Source organism: Halosegnis longus, from assembly GCF_009663395.1.
GTDB lineage: Archaea > Halobacteriota > Halobacteria > Halobacteriales > Haloarculaceae > Halosegnis > Halosegnis longus.
Window position 1 is genome coordinate 296848 of the sequence record NZ_QKNW01000001.1, and the last position, 24867, is coordinate 321714.

29 protein-coding genes are annotated in these 24867 nt (G+C 66.7%); 14 read left to right on the top strand and 15 right to left on the bottom strand.

All coding sequences use genetic code 11. From position 1 onward, the window contains the following. The first annotated feature begins 39 nt into the window (after positions 1-39). Complete coding sequence (locus DM818_RS01625; protein WP_075935997.1) at positions 40-321, top strand: hypothetical protein; 282 nt, start codon at positions 40-42, stop codon at positions 319-321. Here DM818_RS01625 and gyrA read toward each other — a convergent pair whose 3' ends face one another. Further along, the gene (gyrA, locus tag DM818_RS01630; RefSeq protein WP_075935996.1) at positions 322-2796 is read right to left on the bottom strand and encodes a DNA gyrase subunit A; all 2475 of its coding nucleotides are present in this window, start codon (positions 2794-2796) and stop codon (positions 322-324) included. Beyond that, positions 2793-4706 (bottom strand): DNA topoisomerase (ATP-hydrolyzing) subunit B, encoded by a 1914-nt coding sequence (gene gyrB, locus DM818_RS01635; RefSeq protein WP_075935995.1) that lies wholly within the window; start codon positions 4704-4706, stop codon positions 2793-2795. Before gyrB ends, gyrA begins: the two co-directional genes overlap by 4 nt. Positions 4707-4880: 174 nt before the next feature. Here gyrB and DM818_RS01640 point away from each other — a divergent pair, with 174 nt between their 5' ends. The 5 genes from DM818_RS01640 (at position 4881) to DM818_RS01660 (ending at position 11914) form a co-directional block, all read left to right on the top strand. Then, the gene (locus DM818_RS01640; RefSeq protein WP_075935994.1) at positions 4881-7274 is read left to right on the top strand and encodes a DNA topoisomerase VI subunit B; all 2394 of its coding nucleotides are present in this window, start codon (positions 4881-4883) and stop codon (positions 7272-7274) included. A gap of 1 nt (position 7275) precedes the next feature. Next, the gene (locus DM818_RS01645; RefSeq protein WP_075935993.1) at positions 7276-8379 is read left to right on the top strand and encodes a DNA topoisomerase IV subunit A; all 1104 of its coding nucleotides are present in this window, start codon (positions 7276-7278) and stop codon (positions 8377-8379) included. A 664-nt stretch (positions 8380-9043) separates the two neighbouring features. Beyond that, on the top strand, positions 9044-10279 hold the full coding sequence (locus tag DM818_RS01650) for a carboxylate--amine ligase (RefSeq protein ID WP_075935992.1): 1236 nt from the start codon (positions 9044-9046) through the stop codon (positions 10277-10279). A 46-nt stretch (positions 10280-10325) separates the two neighbouring features. Next, complete coding sequence (locus DM818_RS01655) at positions 10326-11663, top strand: LLM class flavin-dependent oxidoreductase (RefSeq protein ID WP_075935991.1); 1338 nt, start codon at positions 10326-10328, stop codon at positions 11661-11663. A 65-nt stretch (positions 11664-11728) separates the two neighbouring features. After that, positions 11729-11914: a hypothetical protein gene (locus DM818_RS01660; RefSeq protein ID WP_075935990.1), complete on the top strand. Its 186-nt coding sequence runs from the start codon at positions 11729-11731 to the stop codon at positions 11912-11914. Here DM818_RS01660 and DM818_RS01665 read toward each other — a convergent pair whose 3' ends face one another. From DM818_RS01665 to DM818_RS14860, 3 genes are read right to left on the bottom strand one after another with little or no spacing between them, the layout of a single operon-like run. Further along, a complete protein-coding gene (locus tag DM818_RS01665; RefSeq protein WP_075935989.1) occupies positions 11915-12649 on the bottom strand; it encodes an MBL fold metallo-hydrolase in 735 nt (244 codons plus the stop codon). Next, a complete protein-coding gene (psmB, locus tag DM818_RS01670) occupies positions 12650-13405 on the bottom strand; it encodes an archaeal proteasome endopeptidase complex subunit beta (protein WP_075935988.1) in 756 nt (251 codons plus the stop codon). It lies immediately after the preceding gene. 47 nt (positions 13406-13452) lie between these two features. After that, positions 13453-13608: a hypothetical protein gene (locus tag DM818_RS14860; protein ID WP_172977271.1), complete on the bottom strand. Its 156-nt coding sequence runs from the start codon at positions 13606-13608 to the stop codon at positions 13453-13455. On the opposite strand from DM818_RS14860, the gene DM818_RS01675 reads away from it, so the two are divergent. From DM818_RS01675 to DM818_RS01685, 3 genes are read left to right on the top strand one after another with little or no spacing between them, the layout of a single operon-like run. After that, positions 13609-13872: a hypothetical protein gene (locus DM818_RS01675; protein WP_143823757.1), complete on the top strand. Its 264-nt coding sequence runs from the start codon at positions 13609-13611 to the stop codon at positions 13870-13872. Beyond that, positions 13869-14225 carry a DUF555 domain-containing protein gene (locus tag DM818_RS01680; RefSeq protein WP_075935987.1) on the top strand — a complete coding sequence of 119 codons (357 nt, stop codon included), beginning with the start codon at positions 13869-13871 and terminating at the stop codon, positions 14223-14225. Before DM818_RS01675 ends, DM818_RS01680 begins: the two co-directional genes overlap by 4 nt. Positions 14226-14274: 49 nt before the next feature. Further along, complete coding sequence (locus DM818_RS01685; RefSeq protein WP_075935986.1) at positions 14275-14814, top strand: CBS domain-containing protein; 540 nt, start codon at positions 14275-14277, stop codon at positions 14812-14814. Here the strand turns inward: DM818_RS01685 and cmk are convergent. From cmk to DM818_RS01705, 4 genes are read right to left on the bottom strand one after another with little or no spacing between them, the layout of a single operon-like run. Next, on the bottom strand, positions 14811-15422 hold the full coding sequence (gene cmk / locus DM818_RS01690) for a (d)CMP kinase (RefSeq protein WP_123123959.1): 612 nt from the start codon (positions 15420-15422) through the stop codon (positions 14811-14813). The genes DM818_RS01685 and cmk overlap by 4 nt on opposite strands. A gap of 34 nt (positions 15423-15456) precedes the next feature. Further along, positions 15457-16431: a phosphoribosylformylglycinamidine cyclo-ligase gene (purM, locus tag DM818_RS01695; RefSeq protein WP_075935984.1), complete on the bottom strand. Its 975-nt coding sequence runs from the start codon at positions 16429-16431 to the stop codon at positions 15457-15459. A gap of 39 nt (positions 16432-16470) precedes the next feature. Further along, a complete protein-coding gene (locus DM818_RS01700; protein ID WP_075935983.1) occupies positions 16471-17097 on the bottom strand; it encodes a metalloprotease in 627 nt (208 codons plus the stop codon). Then, on the bottom strand, positions 17094-18596 hold the full coding sequence (locus DM818_RS01705; RefSeq protein ID WP_153952225.1) for a TraB/GumN family protein: 1503 nt from the start codon (positions 18594-18596) through the stop codon (positions 17094-17096). Before DM818_RS01705 ends, DM818_RS01700 begins: the two co-directional genes overlap by 4 nt. Positions 18597-18731: 135 nt before the next feature. On the opposite strand from DM818_RS01705, the gene DM818_RS01710 reads away from it, so the two are divergent. Beyond that, entirely contained in the window at positions 18732-19292 is a 561-nt protein-coding gene (locus DM818_RS01710; protein WP_075935981.1) for a response regulator, read from the top strand. On the opposite strand, the gene DM818_RS01715 is transcribed toward DM818_RS01710, so the two are convergent. After that, on the bottom strand, positions 19267-20304 hold the full coding sequence (locus tag DM818_RS01715; RefSeq protein ID WP_172977272.1) for a PAS domain-containing sensor histidine kinase: 1038 nt from the start codon (positions 20302-20304) through the stop codon (positions 19267-19269). The genes DM818_RS01710 and DM818_RS01715 overlap by 26 nt on opposite strands. A gap of 85 nt (positions 20305-20389) precedes the next feature. Here DM818_RS01715 and DM818_RS01720 point away from each other — a divergent pair, with 85 nt between their 5' ends. Continuing rightward, on the top strand, positions 20390-20869 hold the full coding sequence (locus DM818_RS01720) for an acyl-CoA thioesterase (protein ID WP_153952227.1): 480 nt from the start codon (positions 20390-20392) through the stop codon (positions 20867-20869). A 5-nt stretch (positions 20870-20874) separates the two neighbouring features. Here DM818_RS01720 and DM818_RS01725 read toward each other — a convergent pair whose 3' ends face one another. Further along, a complete protein-coding gene (locus DM818_RS01725; protein WP_075935977.1) occupies positions 20875-21315 on the bottom strand; it encodes a universal stress protein in 441 nt (146 codons plus the stop codon). A gap of 69 nt (positions 21316-21384) precedes the next feature. On the opposite strand from DM818_RS01725, the gene DM818_RS01730 reads away from it, so the two are divergent. After that, positions 21385-21843, top strand: coding sequence for a hypothetical protein (locus tag DM818_RS01730; RefSeq protein WP_075935976.1), 459 nt, complete (start codon positions 21385-21387; stop codon positions 21841-21843). 6 nt (positions 21844-21849) lie between these two features. On the opposite strand, the gene DM818_RS01735 is transcribed toward DM818_RS01730, so the two are convergent. Beyond that, positions 21850-22407: a YbhB/YbcL family Raf kinase inhibitor-like protein gene (locus tag DM818_RS01735; protein WP_075935975.1), complete on the bottom strand. Its 558-nt coding sequence runs from the start codon at positions 22405-22407 to the stop codon at positions 21850-21852. Positions 22408-22487: 80 nt separating this feature from the next. On the opposite strand from DM818_RS01735, the gene DM818_RS14865 reads away from it, so the two are divergent. Both DM818_RS14865 and DM818_RS01740 read left to right on the top strand, forming a co-directional pair. Next, on the top strand, positions 22488-22661 hold the full coding sequence (locus tag DM818_RS14865) for an HEWD family protein (RefSeq protein WP_172977273.1): 174 nt from the start codon (positions 22488-22490) through the stop codon (positions 22659-22661). 65 nt (positions 22662-22726) lie between these two features. Beyond that, complete coding sequence (locus tag DM818_RS01740; protein ID WP_153952228.1) at positions 22727-22897, top strand: hypothetical protein; 171 nt, start codon at positions 22727-22729, stop codon at positions 22895-22897. Here DM818_RS01740 and DM818_RS01745 read toward each other — a convergent pair. The 3 genes from DM818_RS01745 to DM818_RS01755 are packed head-to-tail and all read right to left on the bottom strand — an operon-like array spanning position 22894 to position 24865. Next, positions 22894-23328, bottom strand: a complete 435-nt coding sequence (locus DM818_RS01745) for a universal stress protein (RefSeq protein ID WP_075935974.1) — start codon at positions 23326-23328, stop codon at positions 22894-22896. The two genes, DM818_RS01740 and DM818_RS01745, sit on opposite strands and share 4 nt — an antisense overlap. A 30-nt stretch (positions 23329-23358) precedes the next feature. Next, positions 23359-23868 carry a gamma carbonic anhydrase family protein gene (locus DM818_RS01750; protein WP_075935973.1) on the bottom strand — a complete coding sequence of 170 codons (510 nt, stop codon included), beginning with the start codon at positions 23866-23868 and terminating at the stop codon, positions 23359-23361. A gap of 37 nt (positions 23869-23905) precedes the next feature. Next, a complete protein-coding gene (locus tag DM818_RS01755; protein ID WP_153952229.1) occupies positions 23906-24865 on the bottom strand; it encodes a DUF368 domain-containing protein in 960 nt (319 codons plus the stop codon). Positions 24866-24867 lie beyond the last annotated feature (2 nt).

Sequence of the window (24867 nt, forward strand, 5' to 3'; positions counted from 1 at the left end):
GCGCCCAACAGTTTTGCCGGTCGCACCCTCAGAGGTGGTATGCTCTCACTCGGGCGACGCGAACTGGTGGTGGGTGTGGTCGGCGTGTTCGCGCTCCCGCCCGTCGCCCTGCTCGCGGCGTCGGCACTCAACGTCTCCTTGTCCGGCGGCGTGGTGGCCGCCATCATCGGCGCGCCGCTGTTCGTCATCGCTGCCGGGCTCGCGTATCTCGCTAGAGAAGTCGCCTCGCAGGCTGACGAACCCGCACTCGTCGACGAGCAGCTCGGTGACGCCCTCGACATGACGAGCGAGGAGTACCGAGAGCTGACCGAAGAGAAGTAGCTACTCCTCCGTCACGTCGACGCTCGCGACCCAGTCGCCCTCGTCGAGTCGCATCACGGTGACGCCCATCGTGTTTCTCCCCTGCCGGGAGAGTTCGTCCACGGTGGTTCGCATAATCTGGCCGGATTCGCTCATGATGACGAGCCCGTCCGTCTCCTCGACGGCCGACAGCGAACAGGCCTCGCCGTTGCGCTCGTTCGTCTTGATGTCGACGAGTCCCTTCCCGTAGCGGGACTGGCTGCGGTACTCGGACAGCGAGGTCCGCTTCCCGTAGCCGTTGCGCGTCACGGTCAACAGGTCGCGGTCGTCGTCCTTTCTGGCGGTGACGAGACCGGCGACCCGGTCGTCGCCTTCGAGCTTGATACCGTTGACACCGCGGGCGGACCGCCCCATCGACCGGGCCTCCGTCTCGTCGAACCGAATCGTCATCCCCTGGCGAGTACCGATGACGATGTCCATCTCGCCGTCGGTCACCTCCACGTCGACGAGTCGGTCACCCGCTTCGAGTCGGGTGGCGCGAATTCCGCCGGAGTGGACGTTCTCGAACGCCGAGAGTTCGGTCCGCTTCACGTAGCCGTCTTCGGTCGCCATCGCCAGATACCCCTCCTCGTCTTCCACGTCGTCCACGTCGACGACCGCGGTGACCTCCTCGTCGGAGTCGAGGTCGATGACGTTCACGACGTTCGTCCCGCGGGCCGTGCGGGACATCTCGGGAATCTCGTAGGTTTTGAGCCGGTACACCTGCCCGCGATTCGTGAACACGAGCAGGTAGTCGTGAGTGTTCGCCTGGAAGACGGCGGAGACGCGGTCGCCTTCCTTCGGCCGGACGCCGATGATACCCTTCCCGCCGCGGTTCTGCGGGCTGAACTCCGCGATGGGCATCCGCTTGATGTAATCCTCCTCGGTGAGGACGACGACGGTGTCCTCCTCGGGGATGAGGTCCTCGCGGGTGACGGAGCCGGTGTCCTCGACGATGGACGTGCGGCGGTCGTCGCCGTACGTCTCGCGCATGTCGCGGAGTTCGTCTTTGATGACGCCGAGCAGTTCGCTCTCGTCGCCCAGAATCGTCTCCAGTCGCTCGATGGTCGCCTGCACATCCGCGTACTCGCTTTCGACCTCGCCGACCTCCATCGAAGTGAGCGAACCGAGCTGCATCCGGACGATGTGGGCCGCCTGCTCCGTCGAGAGCCCGAACTCCTCGCGCAGGCCGGCCTTCGCGTCGTCGCGGTCGTCGCTGTTCCGGATGAGGTCGACGACGGCCTCGGCGTTTTCGAGCGCCTGAAGCCGGCCTTCCAGGATGTGGGCGCGGTCTTGTGCCTCGTCGAGCCGGTACTGCGAGCGCCGGCGCACGACCTCGCGCCGGTGGTCGACGTACTGTTCGAGCAGCTGTTTCAGGTTCAGGACGCGCGGCTGGTCGTCGACGAGCGCAAGCGACAACACCGAGAAGGTGCGTTCGAGGTGTGATTCCAGCAGCTGATTCTTGACGACCTCGGTGTTCGTACCGCGCTTCAGGTCGATGACGACCCGCACGCCGTTGCGGTCGGACTCGTCGCGGATATCCGCGATGCCCTCGATTTTCCCCTCGTTCACGTCGTCGGCGATGCGCTCGATGCGCCGCGCCTTGTTCTCCTGATACGGGAGTTCGGTGACGACGATGCGGTCGCCGCCGCTGTCGCGTTCCTCGGTGTCGATTTCGGCACGAACCCGGAGTTTGCCGCGGCCGGACTCGTACGCCTCGTGAATCCCCTGTCGACCGACGATGTTCGCGCCGGTCGGGAAATCCGGCCCCTTGACGTACCCCTCGCCGTCGGGACCGACGATGAGGTCAGACACCGAGCAGTCGGGGTTGTCGATGAGGTGGATGGTCGCGTCCACGACCTCGCGCAGATTGTGCGGCGGAATGTTCGTCGACATCCCGACCGCGATGCCGGAGGCTCCGTTCAGGAGGAGGTTCGGCACCTTCGCCGGGAGCACGTCCGGTTCGGTGAGCCGGTCGTCGTAGTTGGCCGTGAAGTCGACGGTGTCCTCCTCGATGTCGGCGAGCAGTTCCTCGGCCAGCGAGTCCATGCGCGCCTCCGTATACCGCATCGCTGCCGGCGGGTCGCCGTCGACGGAGCCGAAGTTCCCCTGCCCGTCGACGAGCGGGTAGCGCAGGGAGAAGTCCTGTGCCATCCGGGCGAGCGCATCGTAGATGGACTGGTCGCCGTGTGGATGGTAGTTCCCCATCACCTCGCCGACCACGTTGGAGGATTTCCGGTGGCCGCTGTTGGAGGTGACGCCCATGTCGTGCATGGAGTAGAGGATGCGCCGCTGGACGGGCTTGAGTCCGTCGCGGGCGTCCGGGAGCGCGCGCCCGACGATGACGGACATCGCGTAGTCGATGTAGCTCTGTTCCATCTCGTCGTCGATGCGGACGTTCCGCACCTCGCGCGCGATGTTCGCGTCGAGCGTCGGGTCGGTGTCGTCGGTGCTCATATATCCACCCACTCCGCGTCGTCGGCGTGCTCCTTGATGAACTGTTTGCGGGGAGCCACGGCATCACCCATCAACACGGAGAACATCTTGTCCGCGGCGGCAGCGTCCTCGACGGTGATGCGCTTGAGGATGCGCGTCTCCGGATTCATCGTCGTCTCCCACAGCTGTTTGGGGTTCATCTCGCCGAGTCCCTTGAACCGCTGGACCTGGTCGGGCGAGCCGTCACACACATCTTCGACGATCTCTTCGCGTTCCTGTTCGGTCATGGCGTCGTACGTCTCACCCTTGTAGCGGATGCGGTACAGCGGCGGCTGAGCCGCGTAGACGTAGCCGTTCTCGATGATCTCCGGCATCTGCCGGTAGAGGAAGGTGAGATACAGCGTCCGGATGTGTGCACCGTCCACGTCGGCGTCGGTCATCAGGATGATCTTCTGATACCGGGCCTCCTCCACGTCGAACTCGTCGCCGACGCCGGTACCGAGCGCGGTGATGAGGTCCCGAATCTTCTCGTTTTCGAGCACGCGGTCGAGCCGGTGTTTCTCGGCGTTGAGAATCTTCCCGAACAGCGGGAGAATCGCCTGAAACTCCGGATTGCGCGCCTGCTTTGCACTCCCGCCCGCGGAGTCACCCTCGACGATGAACAGCTCGGCCTCCTCGGGGTCGCGGGTCTGACAGTCCGCGAGCTTGCCGGGGAGGGAACTGGAGCCGAGTGCGGATTTCCGGCGCGTGAGTTCTTCGGCCTTCTTGGCGGCGAGTCGAGCCTTCGCAGCCTCGACCGCCTTCCCGACGATTGCCTCGGCGGTGTCGGGGTGCTCTTCGAGGTACGCCGTGAACTGCTCGTGCATCAGGCCCTCGACGATACCCCGGACCTCGGAGTTGCCGAGCTTCGTCTTGGTCTGGCCCTCGAACTGCGGGTCCGGATGCTTAATCGAGAGCACGCCGGTCAGTCCCTCGCGGATGTCCTCGCCCTTGAGGTTGCCGTCGAGGTCGCTACCCATCCCGTGTTCGTCGGCGTAGTCGTTGACGACGCGGGTGAGGGCGGTCTTGAACCCGGTCATGTGGGTGCCGCCCTCGCGGGTGTTGATGTTGTTGGCGAACGCGTGAATCGACCCCTGGACGCCGTCGGTCGCCTGGAGCGCAACCTCGACCTGGATTCCCTCCTCCTCGCCGTCGAGGTAGACGATGTCGTCGTGTAGGGGGGTGCGCGTCTCGTTGAGATACTCGACGAACTCGCGGATGCCGCCGTCGTACTGGAACCGCACGTCGGTGTCGTCGCGCTCGTCGACGAGCGCGATTTCGACGCCCGGATTCAGGAAGGCGAGTTCGCGGAGCCGCGTCTCCAGCGTCGAGAAGTCGTAGGTGGTCGTCTCGAAGATGTCGTCGTCGGGCCAAAACCGGATGGTCGTGCCCGTCTCCTCGCCGTCTTCCATCGGCCGAATCTCTTCGAGGTCGTCCTGTGGCTCACCGTGGTCGAAGTCGTGGCGGTAGACGTAGCCGTCGCGTTTCACCTCGACTTCGAGCCACTTCGAGAGCGCGTTGACGACGCTGACGCCGACGCCGTGGAGGCCGCCCGACACCTGATACGACTTGTTGTCGAACTTCCCGCCAGCGTGGAGGACGGTCATGATGACTTCGAGGGCGGGGCGGTCGTACTCGCTGTGGGTGTCGATCGGAATCCCTCGACCGTCGTCGCTGACGGAGACGGAGCCGTCCTCGTGGAGGGTCACCTCGATGGTGTCACAGTGACCGGCCAACGCCTCGTCGATGGAGTTGTCGACGACCTCGTAGACGAGATGGTGGAGCCCGCGGTCGTCCGTCGACCCGATGTACATCGCGGGTCGTTTCTGGACCGCCTCGAGGCCTTCGAGGACCTGAATCTGGTCGGCTCCGTAGTTTGCTTCCTTAGACATACACGTAGTTGGCATACGTACGTGCGCCCCTCGTATAAGTCCACTCGTGCGCGCGTCACCCGCGCGCGCTCGTGAGTCCCCGATGGTACTCAGCCTCGTGTTGGCGTCTGCCAACTGCTTTACTTTCACCAAGCTACCGCGACTGTTTTTACCCCCGACGGGCAAGGTCGGACAATGACTGCAAAGCAATCCACGCTCGACACCGGCGGGGGCGAGACCGTCGCCGACGAGCTGGCAGAGTCACAGCGGGCCATCTCCATCGCCGAGTTCTTCGAGAAGAACAAGCAGATGCTCGGCTTCGACTCCGGCGGGAAGGCGCTCGTCACCGCCGTCAAGGAGGCGGTCGACAACGCGCTCGACGCCACCGAGGAAGCGGGCATTTTGCCGGATATCTACGTCTCCATCGAGGAGGCCGGCGACTACTACCGGGTCGTCATCGAGGACAACGGACCCGGCATCACGAAAGAGCAGATTCCGAAGGTGTTCGGGAAGCTGCTGTACGGGAGTCGGTTCCACGCCCGCGAGCAGAGCCGCGGCCAGCAGGGCATCGGGATTTCGGCCGCGGTGCTCTACTCGCAGCTCACCTCCGGGAAACCCGCGCGCATCACCTCGAAGACCGGCTCACAGCAGACGGCCCAGCAGTTCGAGTTGACCATCGACACCGACTCGAACGAGCCGGACGTGGACCTCGCGGAGGAGACGACGTGGGAACGCCCCCACGGCACCCGCATCGAGTTGGAGATGGAGGCGAACATGCGCGCTCGCACCCAGCTCCACGACTACATGAAGTACACCGCGGTCGTCAACCCCCACGCACGATTGGAGTTCACGGAGCCGAAAGCCCACGAGAAGTACGAGCGCGCGACCGACCAGCTACCGGCCGAGACGAAGGAGATCCGCCCACACCCACACGGCGTCGAACTCGGCACGCTCCTGAAGATGCTCGCCGCGACGGAGTCGTACTCGCTGTCGGGGTTCATGCAGGAGGAGTTCACCCGCGTCGGCACGAAGACGGCAACCTCGGTGCTTGACGCGTTCCGCGACCGTCACTTCGGGCGCGAGATGACGTGGCGACCGCCGGCCGCGACCGAGGAGGCCGACATCGCCGCCGAAGTCCGGGAAGCCACCTCGAACAAGGGGGCCGAGGCGACGGAGGCGTTCGCGACCACCATCGCAGAGACGATACGCGAGCGCGAGCGCATCGCCCACAGCGAAATCGTCTCCATCGTCGCCGACGCCGCCGACGAGACCGGAGAGACGTTCGGGAAGACGTTCGGCGAGGCCGTCCGAGAAAACGCCGTCGCGGCCGCGTGGTACGCCTGCACCCGCGAGCGCACGGCGAATCTCTACCCCATCGTCGACGAGGCGACGACGAAGCGAAAAGACGACGCCGCAGTCGAGGGGTTAGCCCGCCGGCTCGGCGAGAAGTTCACCGAGAGCGACGACACGCGCGACCGGGCGTCGTTCGACACGTTGACGGCGTACGTCGACCGCGCCGCCGACATGACCGAGGAGCACGACGACGAGACGTTCGGCGAGACCGCCCGCGAGAACATCGCCGAGGCCGTCTGGCAGGTGATGGTGACCGTCCCCGACGACCCGCCGAAGGTGTCCGCCGTCGTCGAGGACCGCGACACCGCGGCGCAGTTTCTCGAAGCCATGCGCGAGACCGACATCCTCTCGCCGCCGACGGACTGTCTGGCCCCGATCACGGCGGAGTTGGTCGAGCAGGGCCTCCGCAAGGAGTACGACGCCGACTTCTACGCCGCGGCCACCCGCGACGCCGAGGTGCACCGCGGCGACCCGTTCGTCGTCGAGGCCGGCATCGCCTACGGCGGTGACATCCCCGCCGAGGGGAACGCCGAGGTGCTCCGGTTCGCGAACCGCGTCCCGCTCGTCTACCGGCTGGGCGCGTGTTCCACGACGGGCGTCGTGAAGCGAATCAACTGGCGCAACTACGGGCTGGACCAGCCCGGCGGCTCCGGGATGCCGAACGGCCCGGCGGTCATCATGATTCACGTCGCCTCGACGAACGTCCCGTTCACGAGCGAGTCGAAGGACGCCGTCGCGAACGTCCCCGAAATCGAGGACGAAATCGAGCTCGCGCTCCGGGAGGCCGCACGGGAGCTGAAATCGCACCTGAACGAGCAGCGCAGCCTCGAAAAACGCCGGCGCAAACAGAACGTGCTCGTCGACATCCTCCCGGAGATGGCCCAGAAGCTCTCCGAGGTGACGGGTCGCGAGTCGCTGAACATCGACGACTCGCTGGCGCGCATCATGAACAACGTGCTCGTCGAGCGGACGGTCGAGGACGAAGCGGTGGAGTTGACGGTCCAGAACCACGGCAGTTCGGGCGCGGCCTTCGAACTCACGGATATCGTGAGCGAGGACCCCGGCGACGTGGACGGCGCGACGGTCGTGGAGATGGACGGCGAGTGGTTCGTGAAGTGGTCGGTCGACGTGGGGGGCGGCGAGGGAGCGACGATTACGTACGAGGTGAGCGACGACGCCGCGTTCGATATCTCTATCGACGGCGTCGAGACGGAGAAAATCACGGTGAACGCATAACATGAGCGAAGTTGACCCAGATATCCAAGACGAGAAGGCGCGGAAACGACTGATAGAGCTCGCCGAGAAGTTCTACGACCAGTTCGAGGGCGGCGACGTCCCCTCGATGGAGATTCCGACCCGGACGAAGACGAACATCGTCTTCGACGAGGAGTCGGGCGTGTGGGTGCTCGGTGACCGCACCTCCACCCGCTCCGCGAACTCGGTTCGGGGCGCGAAGAAGCTGCTCAAGTCCATCTACACGACGGAGTTCCTCGAGCGGCAGTTGGAGGAGAATCGCTCCTCGACGCTGCGTGAACTCTACTATCTGAGCGAGTCGTGGGACAACGAACACGCGCAGTTCGACAACCAAGACGAGTCGAACCAGCTCATCGAGGACCTCGAACTCGTCTCGGGCGTGACCCGCGAGGATTTCCACATGCGTCCGGAGGAGTCGGGCGCGAAGGTGATGGGGCCGCTCCACATCCGCGAGCAGACCAATCGCGGCGACCGCGACATCCACTGTCAGGACGACGTGGGACAGGGCGGCTACCAGATTCCGAACAACCCCGACACCATCGAGTTCCTCGGCTGCGACGCGGAGTTCATCCTCTGTGTCGAGACGGGTGGCATGCGCGACCGCCTCGTCGAGAACGGCTTCGACGACGACTACGACTGTCTGGTCGTCCACCTCGGCGGCCAGCCGGCCCGGGCGACCCGCCGGCTGACCAAGCGCCTCCACGACGAACTCGACCTGCCGGTGGCGGTGTTCACTGACGGCGACCCGTGGTCGTACCGCATCTACGGCTCCGTCGCCTACGGCTCCATCAAGTCGGCCCACCTCTCGGAGTATCTCGCCACCCCCGAGGCACAGTTCGTCGGCATCCGCCCGCAGGACATCACGGAGTACGACCTGCCGTCTGACCCGCTCGCGGATTCGGATACGAACGCCCTCGAATCCGAACTGGAGGACCCGCGCTTCCAGACGGACTTTTGGGAGGAGCAGATTCAACACCAACTCGACATCGGGAAGAAGTCCGAACAGCAGGCGCTCGCAGCGCGTGGCTTGGACTTCGTGACCGACGAGTATCTGCCCACGCGACTGGACGAGATGGGAATCCTGTAACGGGGGTTCTTGTTTTTCATGTTTGGTATGGATTTGACACCACTGCGCTGTCTCGGCTGACTCCGACAGCACCGCTCTGATTGCTGGAGACCGCGCTGTTCACGCTGACTTCGATAGCACCGTGACCGTTCTCGTTGCTTGGCCTCGGGACCAGCACCGCGACCGCGCCAACCCTCCCCCGGACCGCACACGCGCCACGGGCGCGGTACGGTAGGCCACCGCCACCGTTGCTTGTGCGGTCGGCGTGAGCCGGCACGCCTTGTGCGCGCCGTCGTCGCGAGGGATGAGTGAGCACCGCGAACGAATCGGTTGGGGAGGCTCGTGGACGGTGCTGTCGGGGGGACTGAAATGGGCGGGTGTGTCGCGCGCGTTTGGTCGGTTTCCGTGACCACTATCGGGAGCGAACGCAGTGAGCGACCGATATGTCACGGAGACAGCGGGAGAGCGACGCTCTCCCGGGCAGCCGGCGGTGCAACCGCCGGCACGACCGCGACACGCCCGGGGCTTTCAGACTGTTCGAGTCGCCGACGTAGCCAAATTCACTGAGCGACACGGCCGGAGCTTTCGGGCTGACAGTACTGGGGGAGCAGTCAGATGCATCGAAAGCAGAACCAAGCGAGACAATCCCGTAGTTTTTCAGCCGCACACACCGAACGACGGGCGAATGACAGACGCCTTCCTGCCGTTTGACGAACTGCTCGAAACGGTCGAGCAGCGCCGGTTCGACCGTCCGCCCGCCGTCGTCGCGAACGCGCACGTCACCGGCCTGGGCGTGGCGCGTGCGCTCGCGACCCACGACGTTCCCGTCATCGCCCTCGACCGCTCGGGCGACGGCGTCGCCCCGCGCTCGGATGCGGTCACCCTCGCCGGCGAGGTGACCTACCCGCTCGACGACAGCGACGGCTTCCGCGAGGACGTAGAACGGCTGGCCGACGCGCTCGACCACGACCCCGTCGCCTTTGGCTGCATGGACGAGTGGGCGCTCGCGTTCGCACAGGAGGAGCCGGCAGGGGTTCGACTCCCCTTCGCCGACTACGAGGTCATCGACGGCGTGCTCGACAAGTACGCGCTGTACGAGCGCGCCGAGCGGCTGGACGTGCCGTACCCGGAGACGCACTTCCTCGAAGAAACGGACCCGGCCGAGGCCACCGCCGCGTTGGAATTCCCGTTCGTCGTGAAGCCCGCGCGCAAGCGCCGGTTCGAGGAGGCCATCGGGACGAACGTGCTCGAAGTCGCCGACGAAGCCGAGTTCATGGATATCGTCGAACTCGCCGACGAAGAGGAGATGCGCATCATGGCACAGGAGAAGGTCGACAAGGCGACCGGCCAAGACCGCTCGTTCGCGTCGTACGTGCGCCCGGACAACGGCGACACGCTCGGGGTCGTCGGCAACGCGCGGGTCCGGTATCCGACCGGCTACGGCACCTCGTGTGTCGTGGACAGAGTGGACGAGCCGGTCATCGAGGAGCGCGCGACGACGATGCTCGACGACGCCGACTACTACGGAATCTCCGAGTCGGAGTTCGTCTACGACACGGACCGCGAGGAGTACGTCCTGCTGGATATCAACACCCGGCCGTGGAAGTGGATCGGAATGCCCGTCGCGGCGGGGGCGAATCTTCCGATGGCGGCGTACGCGGACGCCGTCGGCACGGAGACGGTCCACACCGGTCCGCTCGACACCCGGTGGGTGTATCTCCCCGACTACCTCCGGCTCAACTTCGAGGATCCGACCTTCGAGGACGTGCTCGCGCCCCGGGAGTGGGAGACGCTGCTGTCGGGGGCGTTCCACTCCGGACAGGGGTTGACGACGGGCGTGTATCTCCCATCGGACCCCGGACCGGCGTACGCACTCCTCGAAACGGAGTTCGCCGAACGCGAGTACTACTGCGCCTGCTGATTGTCGCGACCGTGGGCCATTAGCCAACGGCGGGCAGAGTGGGGATATGCAGCTGAATCTCTTCACGATGAACGCGGTGACACACGTGTCGCCGGGGCTGTGGCGGCGGCCCGGCGACCGCGCGGCCGACTACACCGACCGCGACTACTGGACCGACGTGGCCCGCACCGCCGAGCGTGGCGGCTTCGACGCCGTCTTCTTCGCCGACGTGCGCGGCATCTACGACGTGTTCGACGGCGCACGCGAACCGGCTATCCGGCGGGCCGTCCAGACCCCCTCGAACGACCCGCGCTTCCTGATTCCGGCGATGGCCGAGGTGACAGATGACCTCGGTTTCGCGGTCACGCGCTCGACGACGTACAATCAGCCGTACGAACTCGCGCGGGAGTTCTCCACGCTCGACCACCTCACCGACGGCCGCGTCGCGTTCAACATCGTCACCTCGTATCTCGACTCGGCGGCGCGCAACCTCGGCGTCGGCGAGCGACTCGACCACGACGACCGCTACGACCGCGCCGACGAGTTCATGGACGTGTGTTACGCGCTGTGGGAGGAGTCGTGGGACGACGACGCCGTCGTGCGCGACCCCGACACGGACACCTACACGAATCCGGAGGGCGTCCACACCATCGACCACGACGGCGAGTGGTTCACCGTCGAGGGACCACACGGCTGTGAGCCGTCGCCACAGCGCACGCCGTTCCTCTATCAGGCCGGCGCGTCCGACCGCGGCCGCGAGTTCGCCGCCGGCAACGCCGAGGCCGTCTTCTGCTCGTATCCGACGAAGGCCGGCGTGCGCGACTACGTCGAGGACATGCGCGACCGCGCCGAGAGCCACGGCCGCGACCCCGACGCAATCGGCTTCTATCCGGGTATCGTCACCATCGTCGGCGAGACGGAGGAGTTGGCCGAGGCGAAGTACGACCACTACCGCGACATGATTGACGTGGAGGCGGTGTTGGCCCTGCTCTCTGGATTCATGGACATGGACCTCTCCGCACTCGACCCCGACCAGCGGGTCGAACACATCGAGACGGAGGCGATGCAGGGGGCGGTCAACGCCTTCACGAAGGCCGACCCCGACCGCGACTGGACCGTCGCGGAGATGGCTCGCTTCGCCGGCCTCGGCTCCACCTCACCCGTCGTCGTTGGCACGCCGGAACAGGTGGCCGACGAACTCGAAGCGTGGTACCGCGAACTCCCGATTGCTGGCTTCAACGTGAAGGAGGTCGCCCGGCCCGACTCCGTCGAGGACTTCGTCTCCTTCGTCGTCCCCGAGCTCCGCGAGCGGGGCCTGCTCGACGCCTCGGAGGGGGACACCCTCCGCGAGCGCGTCACGAACGGCGGTCCACGGCTCCCCGACGACCACCCGGCCCGTCGCTGACGGGCGGTTTCAGCCGGCGAGAACGCGAACACCCATTTATATCGCTGTTCACGCTACGGCCAGCTATGTCTCCCCAGCGCGAGCAGCCGGAGCCGTGTGCCAGCGGGACGCTCCTCGACGCGCAGATTCTCCGGGCGCAGGGGGAGGTTCGCCGCGCACAGCACGCGCTCGACGCGACGGGGGAACGGGCCGCAGCGCTGGCGGTCGCGGCGACCGAGTTGGAGTTGTTACGGCGCGAGCAGATCGAGTAATCAGCGGGCCGGCTCGTCGAGTACGACCGGCACACCCCGGCCGGCCACGTCCACGACGAAGGCGTCGGCGTCCGTTTCGAGCACGTCGAGCGTGTCGTAGTGAATCGGGAGCACGAGATTCGGGTCGAGCGCCTCGGCCAGCGCCGCGGCCTCGTGGCGGTCCATCGTCGGTCCCCCGCCGATTGGTGGACAAAACAGCGACACGTCGAGCGCGGCGTGGCCGTCGAGCACGTCCGTGTCCCCGGGCCAGAAGACGGTCACGTCGCGGTCCCACACGCTCGGGAGGGTGAGGTGGTAGCCGCAGCCGCGACCCTTCGGGTGGGGCACGTCGCCGTCGCGGTCGTTGTACGCCGGGACGGTCCGGACGAACACCTCGCCCGGCCGGGGACCGTCCTGTCGGTCGCCGGTCGCGGGACCGACAGCGATGTCGGTCTCGCTGTCGACCCACCGGACCTCGTAGGGGAGGTCGGCGGGCCGGTCCACGTCGCGGTCGATGCGGTTCGTGTCGATACCCTCGAAGACAACGAGCGTGGCGTCGTCGGCTGCGACCTGGCGGACCGCGTCGCTGTCGTAGTGGTGGGCGTGGGTGATACAAATCACGTCCCCGTCGTTCGGTTCGATACCGTCGAGGACACCGTAGCGGCCGGGGTCACAGTAGACGACGACACCGTCGCCCGCGAGCCGGAGGGTGGCGTAGCCGAGCCAGCGGACCGTCGTGCCGTCGTGGTGGACCATTCAGACGAGGTCGTCGAACTGCTTGTGGCCCTCGATGGCCACGCCGTCGTCGGTGATTTCGGCGAGGTAGATACCGTTGCCGGAGCCGGTGTCGCGCTCGACGGCCGACTTGATACCGCGGGCGGCGACGGTGCGCGCCTCGTCGAGCGTCAAGTCGTCCGCGTACTGGCCTTCGAGCACACCGTAGGCCATCTGCATCCCGGAGCCGGTGACGGTGTAGTCGTCGCGCATGACGCCGCCGGCGGGGTCGAGCGAGAAGACGTGGCTCCCCTCGGCGTCGACGCCGCCGAGGATGGGCGACACCATGAAGAAGGGACCGCCGCGCAGGAAGTTTCCACAGAGGGTGGAAAGCGCCTGCATGCTCATCTCGGAGCCGCGGCGCGTCTCGTAGAGGCTCGCCTCCGCGCGGATGGTGTCGATGAACGACTGTGCACCGCCGACGGAGCCGGCCATCGTGAGCGCCGCGGTCGGGTGGACCTCCTCGACCTTCTGGACGTCCTTGTTGGAGACGAAGCGGCCGCCGAGGGAAGCGCGCATGTCCGTCGCCATCACGACGCCGTCGGGCGTCGTCAGGCCGATGGTCGTCGTGCCGGTCTTGTTGACGCTGTCGAGGTCGGCCTCGGTCACGTCGCTTTCGGGCAGTTCGCCGACCTCCGGCTCGTAGGGGTCGAAGTCGGGGTCGAGGTCGAAGCCGGTGTCGAGGTGTCGCGGGCTATCGAGCTCGTCGAGCTCGTCGAGAGAATCCTCCTGACGCATTACCTGTTATTCGGCGGGCGGGCTGATAAACGCCACCCTTCGGCCGCTCACGAGAGGCGCTTGTTCATCCGCTCGAACAGTCGCCCGGACGGCGTCGGCAGGCCGAGTCGCTTGGCGACCAGCGCGACCGGCATGAAGGCCAGTCCGGCGAGGACGGTCAGTTGGTAGGCGAACAGCATCGAGAGGCGGGTGAGTCGTCCCATGTGGGATACTCGATGGCGAGGCCACTGACGTATATAACTCTTCCCCGGGCCACCGCCTCGATCGACGCCGACATCGCGTCGCTGTCGTGTGGTTCCCAGATTCGTGATGCGTCGTGTCCGATGGAGGGGTGGCGCGCCGGTTCGGACGTGTGTTCACCAGCCGTTGCCGGGGAGATTTCCATAAGTTATGTGAATCCACCGACGAACGTGCGCGGCGACGGATTCCGTACTGTCAAGTTCGCCGGCGAGAGAGAGATAGTATGACAGATTATCTGGTCGCGATGGAGGCCGCGTGGTTGGTGCGAGACGTGCAGGAGGTCGACGATGCGATTGGCGTCGCGGTCAGCGAGGCCGGCAAGCGACTCAACCAAGCGGACATGGACTACGTCGAGGTCGGTATCGGCGCGACCCCGTGTCCCGCCTGCGGGGAGCCGTTCGACTCCGTCTTCGTCGCCGCAGACACCGCGCTCGTCGGCATCCAGATGGAGATGAAGGTGTTCAACGTCGAGTCGGAACAACACGGCCAGCGCGTCGCCAAGAAGGAAGTCGGCGGCGCACTCCGCGACGTGCCCCTCAAAGTTATCGACACGATGGAGATGGACGCACAAGACGAGTAAGAAACGGCATTACCAGTAGTTTTAGGGATAACTACTGCTCATTAGCGGTATGGAGCTACCGACGCCCGCAGACCTCCGGGAAAAGCGGAAGTCACTGGAGTTGACCCAAAGCGAGCTAGCAGACCGCGCGGAGGTGTCACAGCCGCTCATCGCACGCATCGAGGGTGGCGACGTGGACCCCCGGCTCTCGACGCTCCGGCGTATCGTCACCGCGCTCGAAGAGGCGGAAGGGAACGTCCTGAAGGCGCGTGATCTGATGCACGAAGAAATCATCAGCGTCTCGCCGGACGACTCAGTCCGGGAGGCCGCCCGCGTGATGGACGCCGACGCCTACTCACAGCTTCCGGTCCTCGAACACGAGCGACCCGTCGGCTCGATTTCGGAGTCGGACCTCGTCGGTCTCGGCGAGGAGGCCCGCGAACAACCAGTTTCCGAGCACATGAGCGAGTCGTTCCCGACGGTCGCGGCCGACGCCAGCATCGACGAGGTGCGACACCTGCTGGAGTATTACAAGGCCGTGATGGTGACGGAAAACGGCGAGGCGGTCGGTATCATCACCGAGGCCGACGTGGCCTCGCGGCTCTCCTAGGGTTCGAACTCCGGCACGACGAACTCCCCTTCGTCGGCCACGGGGTCGTATTCGCGGACGGCGTTGAGCACGAGACCCAGGAGTGCAGACTCCCCCCAGCGCGCGCTGTTGAGGGCGAGGTCGTAGATGGAGCGGTCCTCGATGTCGATACCGTAGTACGACTCGTAGCGTGCGGCGTCGACGGCCTCACGCACCTGCATCTCCGCGGCCATCTCGTCGCGGTCTTCCGTGCGGTCGAGTCGGACCTCCTCGGGCGCGTCGAGCCAGATTCGCAGGTCCGCGCGGTTGCCGGCCAGCCACCCCGCGAGCCGGGATTCGAGGATGAACCCCTTGTTCGCGGTCCCCCACGTCTCGGCGATGGTCCGGAGCCGACGGTCGAGCGCGCGGTCGAGTTCCTCCGACTCGCCGGCGCGTGCGGTGAGCTGTGAGAGGCTCAGTCCGCGCTCCTCGGCGATTTCACGGAACAGCTCGCCGCCGGAGACGTACCCGCAGCCGAGGGCGTCCGCCAGCCCGCGACACAGCGTGGTCACGCCCGACCCCGGCGTCCCCGAGACCGTGATGAAGAGATTCTGCTCGCTCTCGTTTTCCGTCGTGTCGGCGATAGCCATACCGACCGTTCGGCCCCCCGTCACAAAATGCTCCCTACAGCGACAGCCCGCGAATCTCGACGCCGTCGCCTTCGCGCACGGTGCCGATGACGCGGCCGTCCGTCGCGTCGGCGACGCGCTCGGCGTCGGGCTCGGGCAGCGCCGCGACGAAGCCCGTCCCCATGTTGAACGTGCGGTGCATCTCCGCGTCGCTCACGTTGCCACGCTCCCGGACGAACTCGAAGACCGGGTGTGGCTCGAACGCGTCGGTCACGTCGTACTCGTGGTCGCCCATCCGCGAGAGGTTACTCCAGCCGCCCCCGGTGATGTGAGCACAGGCGTGGGTCTCGGCGTCGTGGAGCGTGGACAGGAGGTCGGTGTAGATGCGCGTCGGCTCGAGCAGCGCCTCGCCGACGGTGTCGTAACCGTCGTACGGGAACGGGTCGTCGTAGCTGCCGCCGTCGCGGGTCGCCGCCTCGCGAGCGAGCGTCAGCCCGTTCGAGTGGATGCCCGAGGACTCCCAGCCGACGAGCGCGTCGCCGACCTGCGCCTCGCCGGCGAACACCTCGGCTTCGGTCGCCAGCCCGGCACACGTCCCCGCGAGGTCGAGTCCCTTCACGACCTCGGGCATGACGGCCGTCTCGCCGCCGATGAGTGCCATCTCGGCCCGGCGTGCACCCTCGCTGAGTCCCTCGCCCACCTGCTCGGCGAAGCGCTCGTCCGGCTCGTCGACGGCGAGATAATCGACGAACGCGACGGGCGTGACTCCGGCGGCGGCGAGGTCGTTCACGTTCATCGCGATACAGTCGATACCGACCGTGGAGTAGTCGCCGAGCGCCTCGGCGACGAGCAGTTTCGTCCCGACGCCGTCGGTCGCGAGCGCGAGATACCGGTCCTCGCCGATGGGGACCATCCCGGCGTAGTCGCCCTCGAACTCGCCGACTGCGCCGACCAGGGCGGCCGTCGCCGCCTCGCTCGCCTCGATATCGACCCCCGACTCCGCGTACGTGAGTTCCTCCTCGTCGGTCATACTGGGAGTCGTCACGACCACCGCAAAGTGATTGCGGTCTCAGAAGGGGAAGCCGACGAACAGCAGGCTCGCGACCGCGACGCCGGCACAGACGATGAAAACGGCCGCGAAGCCGGCCGTCCCCCACTGCCGGCGGACGGTCGCCCCGTCGAGGGGGCCGAACGGAATCATGTTGAAGCCGGCGAGCAGCCCGTTGATGGTGACGCCCAACTGCCCCGTCGCGCCGAGCACCCCGCCGGCGAACAGCAGGGGCAAGAAGACCACGACGAGCACGAGATTGACCGCCGGGCCGGCCACCGCGATGAGGCCGTGCTCGCGGGGCGTGATGTAGCCGCGGTGGTGGACGGCACCGGGGGCAGCAAACAGGAAGCCGGCCAGGCCGCCGACGACGGCCAGCCCGAGCATCGTGTAGTCGGCACGGAAGACGGCCTCCTGTCCGAACCGGACCGCCGTGAGCTTGTGCGCGAGTTCGTGTGCGAGGAAGCCGACGCCGACGGTCGCCACCGTCGCCCCGAAGACGGTCGCGAGATACGACAGCGGCACCGTCGGCTGGGGGATGAGCGTGTAGGCGCTCGCCCGGATGATGAAGAAGGTGAACGCGACCGACAGCAGTCCCCACGCGGCGACGATATCCCGCCGTTCGCCGGGGTAAAACTGGACGTTCATACCAGATTGACGATGATGTCGATGCTGTTCTGGACCGCCTGCCCCATCAGCCGTATCACTCCCTCCGGGCCGCCGATGTCGGCGAACAGATACCGGATGAAGACGGTGCCGAAGACGATGGTGCCGACGAAGGAGCCGACGTTCGTCAGGGCGACGACGGCGATGAGCCGGAACAGCGGCACCTGCCGCATCTCGGCGAGCAGCGTCCGAATCGGCAGCTCCTCGTTGCTCGCCAGCTCGTTCAGCGTCGAGATGTCGCCGACGTTCACGTCCAAGTATCGGAGTTCGACGTAGCCGGCGAACCAGCCGGGCGCGAGCAAGGGGTTAATCGAGGTGAGCCACGCGACCGCGCCGCCGGTGGCCGCGGAGGTCCAGTGTGCGCCCGCGAGCTTCGCGAGTCCGGCGGCGAAAATCCCGTTGACGAGGAACCACGCGCCGAAGACGCGAAGCAGGAACGCGCCCGAGGCCCCCTCGACGCCCGTAATCGTCGCAATCGCGAGCAGGGCAAAGAAGACCAGAAAGCCGAGCGTGAACAGATAGCCGAACAGCTTGTAGACGGAGAAGCCGGACTTCTGGGTGCCGACCAGGGAGTCGTGTGGCGGGAGCGTCTCGGGGTCGTCGAGATACGACTGGATGCCGGCGCGGTGGCCGGCACCGACGACGGCGACGACGTGTTTGCCCGACTCGCGGAGCGCGACGAGCCGGTGGGCGATGTAGGCGTCTCGCTCGTCGATGAGCGCCTCCGCCCCGCCCGGGGAGAACTGCCGGAACTCCTCCATCATCGCCGACACCACGTCCGTGTCGGTGAGTTCGGACATGTCGAACTCTTCGAGTTGGTCCTCGTCGGGTGCGGTGAGGATGAACAGCGCGACGAGCGTCAGTCCGACCGCCCCGCCGACGACGGCGGCGACCAGCAGGAAGTCGGCGACCAACAGGAGGATGGTCGGGGCGGCGATGTTCGCCGGAACGACCACCGGGCCGACGAGGGCAACAATCGGGAGCGCGAGCATCCCACCGATTGCCGCGCCGAGACCGAGACCGACGGCGACGGGGTCGCCGGCGCCGAGCGCGAGCGAGCCGACGAGCTTCAGCTTCTCGAGGCTCGACAGCCGCGCCCAGAACCGCTGGACCGTCATCTGGATGTCGCGGTCGACGAGCGCCACGTCGATGCCGAGCCGTTCTGCGGTCTCGACGCCGGCGAGCATGTCCGCACCGGGCGTGATGTCGAACTCGTCGCCGAGTTGCGCCTGCACGTACGAGAGGAGCCAGTAGGCGAGAAACTGGAAGATGGTGTTGCCACGGAGGAGGTCCGAGGCGTCGAGGTCCTCCGGCGTCCCTCCCTTCATCTGGCGGTAGCGGCCGTCGTCGAGTTCGACGGCGACCACGTCGGGTCGCTCCGTCTCGATGACGCGCTCGACCTCGTCGACGCTGTCGGCAGAGACGTGGGCGGTTCCGACTAGTCGTACCGCACCCTCACCGGAGGGCGGCTCCTCGCTCATTGCGTCACTGTTCGCCGCCGGCGGTTTGTAGCTGTCGGGGTGCGGCGAGCGGCGGGGAGTCAGTAACCCCACAGTTTGAAGCCCCGTTCTGCCGTAGGGGTAGTATGATGCGCAAGCCGACCGAGGTGTCCGGCGGTGAGTGAGACACCGACGGTGCTCGTCGTGGACGACGAGGAGAGCGTCGCGGAGGGGTACGGTCTGTGGCTCTCCGGCGACTACGAGGTTCGCGTGACGACCGGCGGCGAGGAGGCGATCGACGCCCTCGACAGCGACGTCGACGCCGTGCTGCTCGACCGGCGGATGCCCGGACTCTCGGGCGATGAGGTGCTCGACCGCATCCACGAGCGCGACGACGCCGACCCGCGGGTCGCGATGGTGACTGCCGTCGACCCGGACTTCGACATCATCGATATGCCCTTCGACGCGTACCTGACGAAGCCCGTCGAGCGCGAGACGCTCCTCGACACCGTCGACCAGCTCGTCGCGCTTTCCGACCACGACGACACCGTCAACGAACGGTTCCGCGTCGCCGAAAAGAAGGCGAGTCTCGAAAAGCGGAAATCACAGAGCGAGCTCGAAGACAGCGAGAAGTATCAACAGCTCAAGCGGCGACTCGAAGAGCTGGAGGAAGAAAGCGAGGACGCGGTCGACGGGATGGACCACGACACGTTCACGACGGCGATTCGCGATCTGTGAGCGCCGGCCGAAGCTCGATACACACCCGTTCGTCCTCGAAGTACAGCGACCCGCCGCGCCCCTCGACGATCCACTTTGCAATCCACAGCCCCAGCCCGTCGCCGTGAGTGAGCTGTGACAGCTCCGTCTCGTCTGACAACACCTGTTTGACCTGTGGCGGCAGCGTGTTGCCGTCGTCGTGAATCCGGACCGCGACGTACTCGTCTCGCAGCCGGTCGTGGGTCACCTCGACGCAGTCGGCGTCGCGCTCGGCGGCGCTTTCGAACACGTTCGAGAAGACGCGCTGGAGCTTGCCGTCGCTCTCGACGGGAAGCGTCTCCGGCAGCTCGTTTTGCACCGCCAGCCCGTGTGTCCGACCCATCTCGTGACACACCTCACGGAGGAGTCGCGCCGCGTCGATGGTTTCGGACTCGGGCGTGGCCGACAGCTCCGACTCGGCGACGCGGGCCTTCTCGTCGAGGCGAGCCACGTCGAGTGCCGTCTCGTGGATGGTGGTGGCGGCCTCGGCGACGGTGTCGTCGTCGGTTCGGGCGGCAATCGTCTCGGCGTGTGCGGAGATGGCGTTCATCTCGTTGCGCAGCGTGTGACGGAGCACGCGGGTCAACACCCGCTGGTAGCGCTCCCGGCGCTCGTCTTCGGACACGTCGAAGTAGACGATGAGCGCGCGGTCGCCGTCGAACAGCGGGATGCCCGACGCCTGGAACGTCCGGGGACCGTCCGCGGTCTCGCGCTCGACCGTCTCGGTGACGACCTCGCCCTCGCGGACGCGTGCACGGTTGTCGTCGAAGTCTTGCGTGTCCTCGGAGCTGAGCCACTCGGCCAGCGGGCTGTCGAGCACGTTGTCGCCGTCGTAGCCGAACACCGACTCGAAGGCCTCGTTCACGTCGACGATGTGGTACTCGCCGTCCCGCCAGACGACTTCGAGCGCCGCGCCGGGGAGGTTCGCGAAGAGGTTCCGAAACCGGTCGCCGCTCTCGTCGCGACCGTCGACGGACCGGGGGGTATCTGACATTGTATTCAGTACGCTACTTCGACACTTCAAATCGGGGGGCGGAGTGAACCACAACCGCCTTTCCGGCCCGGAGCGACCGACCGCTATGGACGACGCTCGACTCACCGACTCCTTCACGGAGATGACGGAGCTACTGTTGCCAGACGACACGAACAATCTCGGCCGCGCACTCGGTGGCGCGGTGCTCCACTGGATGGACATCTGTGGGGCGGTGGCTGCGATGCGGTTTGCCGGCAATCAGTGCGTCACCGCCTCCATCGACCACGTGGATTTCCTCTCGCCAATCGACCTCGGCGAGGTGGCCGTCATCGAGGGGTACGTGTTCAACGCCGGCGAGACGAGCGTCGACGTGCGCGTCGACGTGCGTGCAGAAGACCCGCGCATCGGCGAGTCGCGCGCGACCACCACCTCCTTCCTGACGTTCGTCGCGCTCGACGAGGACGGCGCACCGACGGCGGTGCCTGACCTCGTCTGCGAGACGGCAAACGAGGAGGCGCTGCGCGAGCGCGCGCTGAATCAACGCCGCGAGCAGCTTTCCAGTATCTCAGACAAACTTGAGGAGTGAACGGCTCACCGGACGACGACCACCGGACAGTGGGCGCGGCGGACGACCGACTCGGCGACCGATCCGAGGAGGACCCGGGAGAGTCCCGTACGGCCGTGGCTCCCGATAACGATAGCGTCGGCGTCGGTATCCGACGCGTGCCTGACGATGGTCTTCGCCGGCGGCCCGTGCTCGATTGCCGTCTCGATACGACCCGTGAACGCCTGGTGGTCGGCCGCGCGCTCGCGGGCCTGCTCGAAGCGCGTCTCGGCGCTGTCCCGGCGTGCGGTCTCCCAGCTTTCGAAGTAGTGGCCGGCCCCGCCTTCGACGGGGGCACCGTAGCTCGCCGCGGCGACATCGAGGACGTACAACAGCCGTATCGTCGCGTCCGGGTAGTCGTCGAGCGCCCGCGCGAAGGCCCGCTCGGCCATCGGCGAGTCGTCGTACGGCACGAGTACGGTCGACATGCCACAGCTACCGGGGCCGGTGCGTAAAACATCCGGGTGGGTTTTGACCGCGGGGGCGCAACCCCGAGTATGACCCTCGACGTATCTACGCCGCCGGTGCCCGAACTCGCCGTCGGACAGGACGCTGGCAGCTACGACGACGCCGACCCACAGAGCGACGAGTACCGCCGCGAGGAGCTACAGGAACTGCTCTACGACGGCGCGTGGGCGGACGCCTTCGAGCAGTGGACGCAGACGACGCCGGTCGAGGAAGCCGACTGGGAAATCGTCCGCGACCTCAAGTTGACGAGCCGGTTCGACTTCTTCTGGGACGACTTCGCCGACCGCGTCGGCTACCACGCCCCCGGACTGCCCGAAGACTGGAAGGAACGCGACCTCCACCCCGAGTTGGAGTCGTGGTCGCGCGTGTCGCGTATCAACGCCGGGCTGACGGAGTTCGGCCAGCTCGTCTGTGACGTGTTGAAGACAGAGTACATCGACTGGGAGTCCTCGTTCGAGCCGCCGGATGACCTCCCCGACTTCGAGTAGCTGTCGCTACTCGCGCCGGTAGCTCGCCATTTTCAGCTTCGAGACCAGCGTCGCCGACTCCAACTCCTCTTCGAGCGCGTCCCGCGACGCCCCCGGCTCCAGTCCGATGTCGCGCTGACACGCGTACAGCGTAAACCACTGTTCGTACGACTCACCGGGCGGGGGACACACCGGAAGATAGCCGACATTGCCGCGTTCGTTCGTTCCCTGGACCCCGCCGTCGAGTTCGTCGGGGCGACCGCCGGTCGGGACTCCCGCTGGAATCCGACCGATATCCGGGGGGATGTTCCACGCCGTCCACAGCGTCACCTGCGAGCCGATGTCGTTCGGGAAGGTGAACTTCAACGCGAGGGACGTCGTCTCCGGCGGGATACGCTCGACGTCGACGGCCGGCGAGACGCCGTCGCCGTCACACGTGTAGCGAGGCGGGATGGTGCCGCCGTCGAACGCCGGTAGCGAGTACGCGAACACGGCCGGCGTCGGGGTGCCGCCATCGGTCCCACAGCCGGCGAGACCGGCGGTGAGTCCGGCACCGAGCGTGGCAAGCAGCCGTCGTCGTCGCATTGGATTCGCTTGGAGCCGACGGGGTATAGTGGTCCCGACACGCCGCAGGGTTGAAGCAGGCTGCGAGCGGAGAAGAGAACATGGGAATCGAACTCGTGCCGCCGACCGAGCGGGTGTGCGAGCGGTGTGGCCGCCACGACGAGTGGGACAGCGAGACCGAAAACTGGGTCATCGTCGGCGAGACCGGCTCGCCCACCTGCATCCACGAGTGGGACATCAACGGGACACACGACCCGATCGCCGGGACGGCCTGAGCTTCACTTTCACTTTCACCGCGCGGTAGGCGGAGGTTAAGTATGCTATCGCGCCCACAGCCGGTATGTCGAGTACCAGCAGCCCGTCGTTACCACCGGCAGCGTGGCTCGCCGGCGCAGACGGCGTCGACGTGACCGGACTGTCGCCGGCCAGAATCCAGGCGTACGCGACTCGGACCGACGGCGACGTTCACCTCGAACGCCGCGGCGACCGAACCCGCCTGTACGTGAGTTAATCCTTCTCGGCCTTCCGCATCACCGAGACGACCGGCCGGTCTGCGTCCATGAGCAGCGTCTGCGTCTTCGAGCCGAACAGCGCCTTTCCGACGGGGGAGCGCTTGCGCCCGCCGATGACGAGATACCGCGCGTCCACGTCGTGTGCCACGTCGATGATGGTCTCGGCGACCGGACCAACCTCGCCCCGGAACTGCGTGTCGCCGATGCCGCCGAGTGTCCCCCGCGTGACTCGGCGCGCGAGACTTCGCCCCGCCTCTTCTGCGTCCTCGAGGAAGTAGTCGGGCGTCGAGTCCTGCCGGTCGGCGAACTCGGCGCTCGGCATGACGTGGACGGCAAGCAGCGGCTCGTCGTACGCGTTCGCCAACTCGAAGCCCGTCCGCACGACCCCATCCTCCTCGTAATCGCCGTCGACTGCTGCGAGAATTGTCATGTTTCCATCCCTGTCGCGGGGGCTAAAGTATCATGGGGAATCGAGGCGTTCGCTCGTCTCGGCGTGGCGCGCGGCGAGTTCCACGTAGCGGTCACCGGCGGCCGCCCACGGCGACTCCTCGTACTCCCGGACCACCTCGGCGGGGACGCCGGCGACCAGCGTCCGCGCCGGCACGTCGGTGCCCTGCTGGACGAGCGCGTTCGCGGCGACCATCGCCTCCTCGCCGACGACGCTCCCGTCGAGCACGGTCGACCCCATCCCGACGAGCGCGCGCTCCTCGACCGTCGCCGCGTGGACGATGGCGTTGTGGCCGACCGTGGCTGCGGGACCGACTGTCGCCCCCTCGTGACAGACAGCACCGTCTTGGACGTTTGCGCCCTCGCGGACGACGATTTCGCCGTGGTCGCCCCGGAGAACCGCATTGGGCCAGACCGAGGCGTCGGCCTCGAGTGTCACGTCGCCGACGACGACCGCCGTCTCGTCGACGTGGCTCTCCTCGTGAATCTGTGGCTCCGTCCCGTCGAAGGTGCGAACGACCATGCGCGTCGTGGCTGTCCGCGCGACTAAGCTCTCCCGGTCAGACCGCGAGGTCGTCGGTGGCGTAGTTGAGGCCGCCGACGAGTAACGCGCCGACCGCGACAGCCACGAGCACCCCGACGGCGACACCGGGAGTCCACTGCTCGACGTTGCCCGCGACACGGACCGCCGGGACGCGGAGCGCACCGACGATGAGCGCGACGAGGAAGGTGAGCGTCGCCCGTCGGTAGGTGGTGAGCGCGTACCTGACGGCGTGTGAGATGGTGAGCAGGCCGACCAGCGCACCGGTGACGAAAACCGCGACGACGAGTCCGGTCGCGAGGAGTGTCGTCCCCGCAACGCTCGCACCGAGCAACTGGTCGATGAACTGCCCCGGTATCTCGGTCATGTACTCGTACAAGCCGAGGAGCACGAGGAGGAACGAGCCGGAGACGCCGGGCAACAGCATCGCCGAGACGGCGAGCGCCCCGGCGAGGAAGACGAACGGCAGCGTCGGATTCGTGGCGGCGGCGGTCGCCTCCCCCGAGACGAGAAAGGCGAGCGAGAAGCCGGCGACCGCGGCGACGACGTCGCGACGGTCCGTGAGCCACAGCTCACCCCGGAGGACGACCGCGCTCGCGCCGATGAGTCCGAAGAAGAAGGCGTAGGTCACGACGGGGTAGCCGGTGACCGCGGCGTGCATGAGACCCGACATGACGACGACGGCGGTCACGACGCCGAGTCCAAGCGCCGTGAGGAACGGCACGTCCATCGCGACGAGTCGCCGGGCGAACTGCGTGCGACCCTCGCGAGTGTGGAGTCGCGAGAGGCCGGCGAGAGCGCGCGGCGACAACGCCGTGAGCGCGCCGATGAGTCGCTCGTAGATGCCGACGATGAGCGCAATCGTGCCGCCGGAGACGCCGGGGACGGCGTCGGCCGCGCCCATACAGATACCCTTCAGGTAGACGACGACCAGCGACCGGAGGCCGCCGACCTCGTCCGTACGGGCGCGTGCATCCATGG

Coding starts and splice junctions, on each gene's coding strand:
- DM818_RS01625 (WP_075935997.1), top strand. CDS start 40: ATGCTCTCACTCGGGCGACGCGAACTGGTGGTGGGTGTGGTCGGCGTG.
- gyrA (WP_075935996.1), bottom strand. CDS start 2,796: ATGAGCACCGACGACACCGACCCGACGCTCGACGCGAACATCGCGCGC.
- gyrB (WP_075935995.1), bottom strand. CDS start 4,706: ATGTCTAAGGAAGCAAACTACGGAGCCGACCAGATTCAGGTCCTCGAA.
- DM818_RS01640 (WP_075935994.1), top strand. CDS start 4,881: ATGACTGCAAAGCAATCCACGCTCGACACCGGCGGGGGCGAGACCGTC.
- DM818_RS01645 (WP_075935993.1), top strand. CDS start 7,276: ATGAGCGAAGTTGACCCAGATATCCAAGACGAGAAGGCGCGGAAACGA.
- DM818_RS01650 (WP_075935992.1), top strand. CDS start 9,044: ATGACAGACGCCTTCCTGCCGTTTGACGAACTGCTCGAAACGGTCGAG.
- DM818_RS01655 (WP_075935991.1), top strand. CDS start 10,326: ATGCAGCTGAATCTCTTCACGATGAACGCGGTGACACACGTGTCGCCG.
- DM818_RS01660 (WP_075935990.1), top strand. CDS start 11,729: ATGTCTCCCCAGCGCGAGCAGCCGGAGCCGTGTGCCAGCGGGACGCTC.
- DM818_RS01665 (WP_075935989.1), bottom strand. CDS start 12,649: ATGGTCCACCACGACGGCACGACGGTCCGCTGGCTCGGCTACGCCACC.
- psmB (WP_075935988.1), bottom strand. CDS start 13,405: ATGCGTCAGGAGGATTCTCTCGACGAGCTCGACGAGCTCGATAGCCCG.
- DM818_RS14860 (WP_172977271.1), bottom strand. CDS start 13,608: ATGGGACGACTCACCCGCCTCTCGATGCTGTTCGCCTACCAACTGACC.
- DM818_RS01680 (WP_075935987.1), top strand. CDS start 13,869: ATGACAGATTATCTGGTCGCGATGGAGGCCGCGTGGTTGGTGCGAGAC.
- DM818_RS01685 (WP_075935986.1), top strand. CDS start 14,275: ATGGAGCTACCGACGCCCGCAGACCTCCGGGAAAAGCGGAAGTCACTG.
- cmk (WP_123123959.1), bottom strand. CDS start 15,422: ATGGCTATCGCCGACACGACGGAAAACGAGAGCGAGCAGAATCTCTTC.
- purM (WP_075935984.1), bottom strand. CDS start 16,431: ATGACCGACGAGGAGGAACTCACGTACGCGGAGTCGGGGGTCGATATC.
- DM818_RS01700 (WP_075935983.1), bottom strand. CDS start 17,097: ATGAACGTCCAGTTTTACCCCGGCGAACGGCGGGATATCGTCGCCGCG.
- DM818_RS01705 (WP_153952225.1), bottom strand. CDS start 18,596: ATGAGCGAGGAGCCGCCCTCCGGTGAGGGTGCGGTACGACTAGTCGGA.
- DM818_RS01715 (WP_172977272.1), bottom strand. CDS start 20,304: ATGTCAGATACCCCCCGGTCCGTCGACGGTCGCGACGAGAGCGGCGAC.
- DM818_RS01720 (WP_153952227.1), top strand. CDS start 20,390: ATGGACGACGCTCGACTCACCGACTCCTTCACGGAGATGACGGAGCTA.
- DM818_RS01725 (WP_075935977.1), bottom strand. CDS start 21,315: ATGTCGACCGTACTCGTGCCGTACGACGACTCGCCGATGGCCGAGCGG.
- DM818_RS01730 (WP_075935976.1), top strand. CDS start 21,385: ATGACCCTCGACGTATCTACGCCGCCGGTGCCCGAACTCGCCGTCGGA.
- DM818_RS01735 (WP_075935975.1), bottom strand. CDS start 22,407: ATGCGACGACGACGGCTGCTTGCCACGCTCGGTGCCGGACTCACCGCC.
- DM818_RS14865 (WP_172977273.1), top strand. CDS start 22,488: ATGGGAATCGAACTCGTGCCGCCGACCGAGCGGGTGTGCGAGCGGTGT.
- DM818_RS01740 (WP_153952228.1), top strand. CDS start 22,727: ATGTCGAGTACCAGCAGCCCGTCGTTACCACCGGCAGCGTGGCTCGCC.
- DM818_RS01745 (WP_075935974.1), bottom strand. CDS start 23,328: ATGACAATTCTCGCAGCAGTCGACGGCGATTACGAGGAGGATGGGGTC.
- DM818_RS01750 (WP_075935973.1), bottom strand. CDS start 23,868: ATGGTCGTTCGCACCTTCGACGGGACGGAGCCACAGATTCACGAGGAG.
- DM818_RS01755 (WP_153952229.1), bottom strand. CDS start 24,865: ATGGATGCACGCGCCCGTACGGACGAGGTCGGCGGCCTCCGGTCGCTG.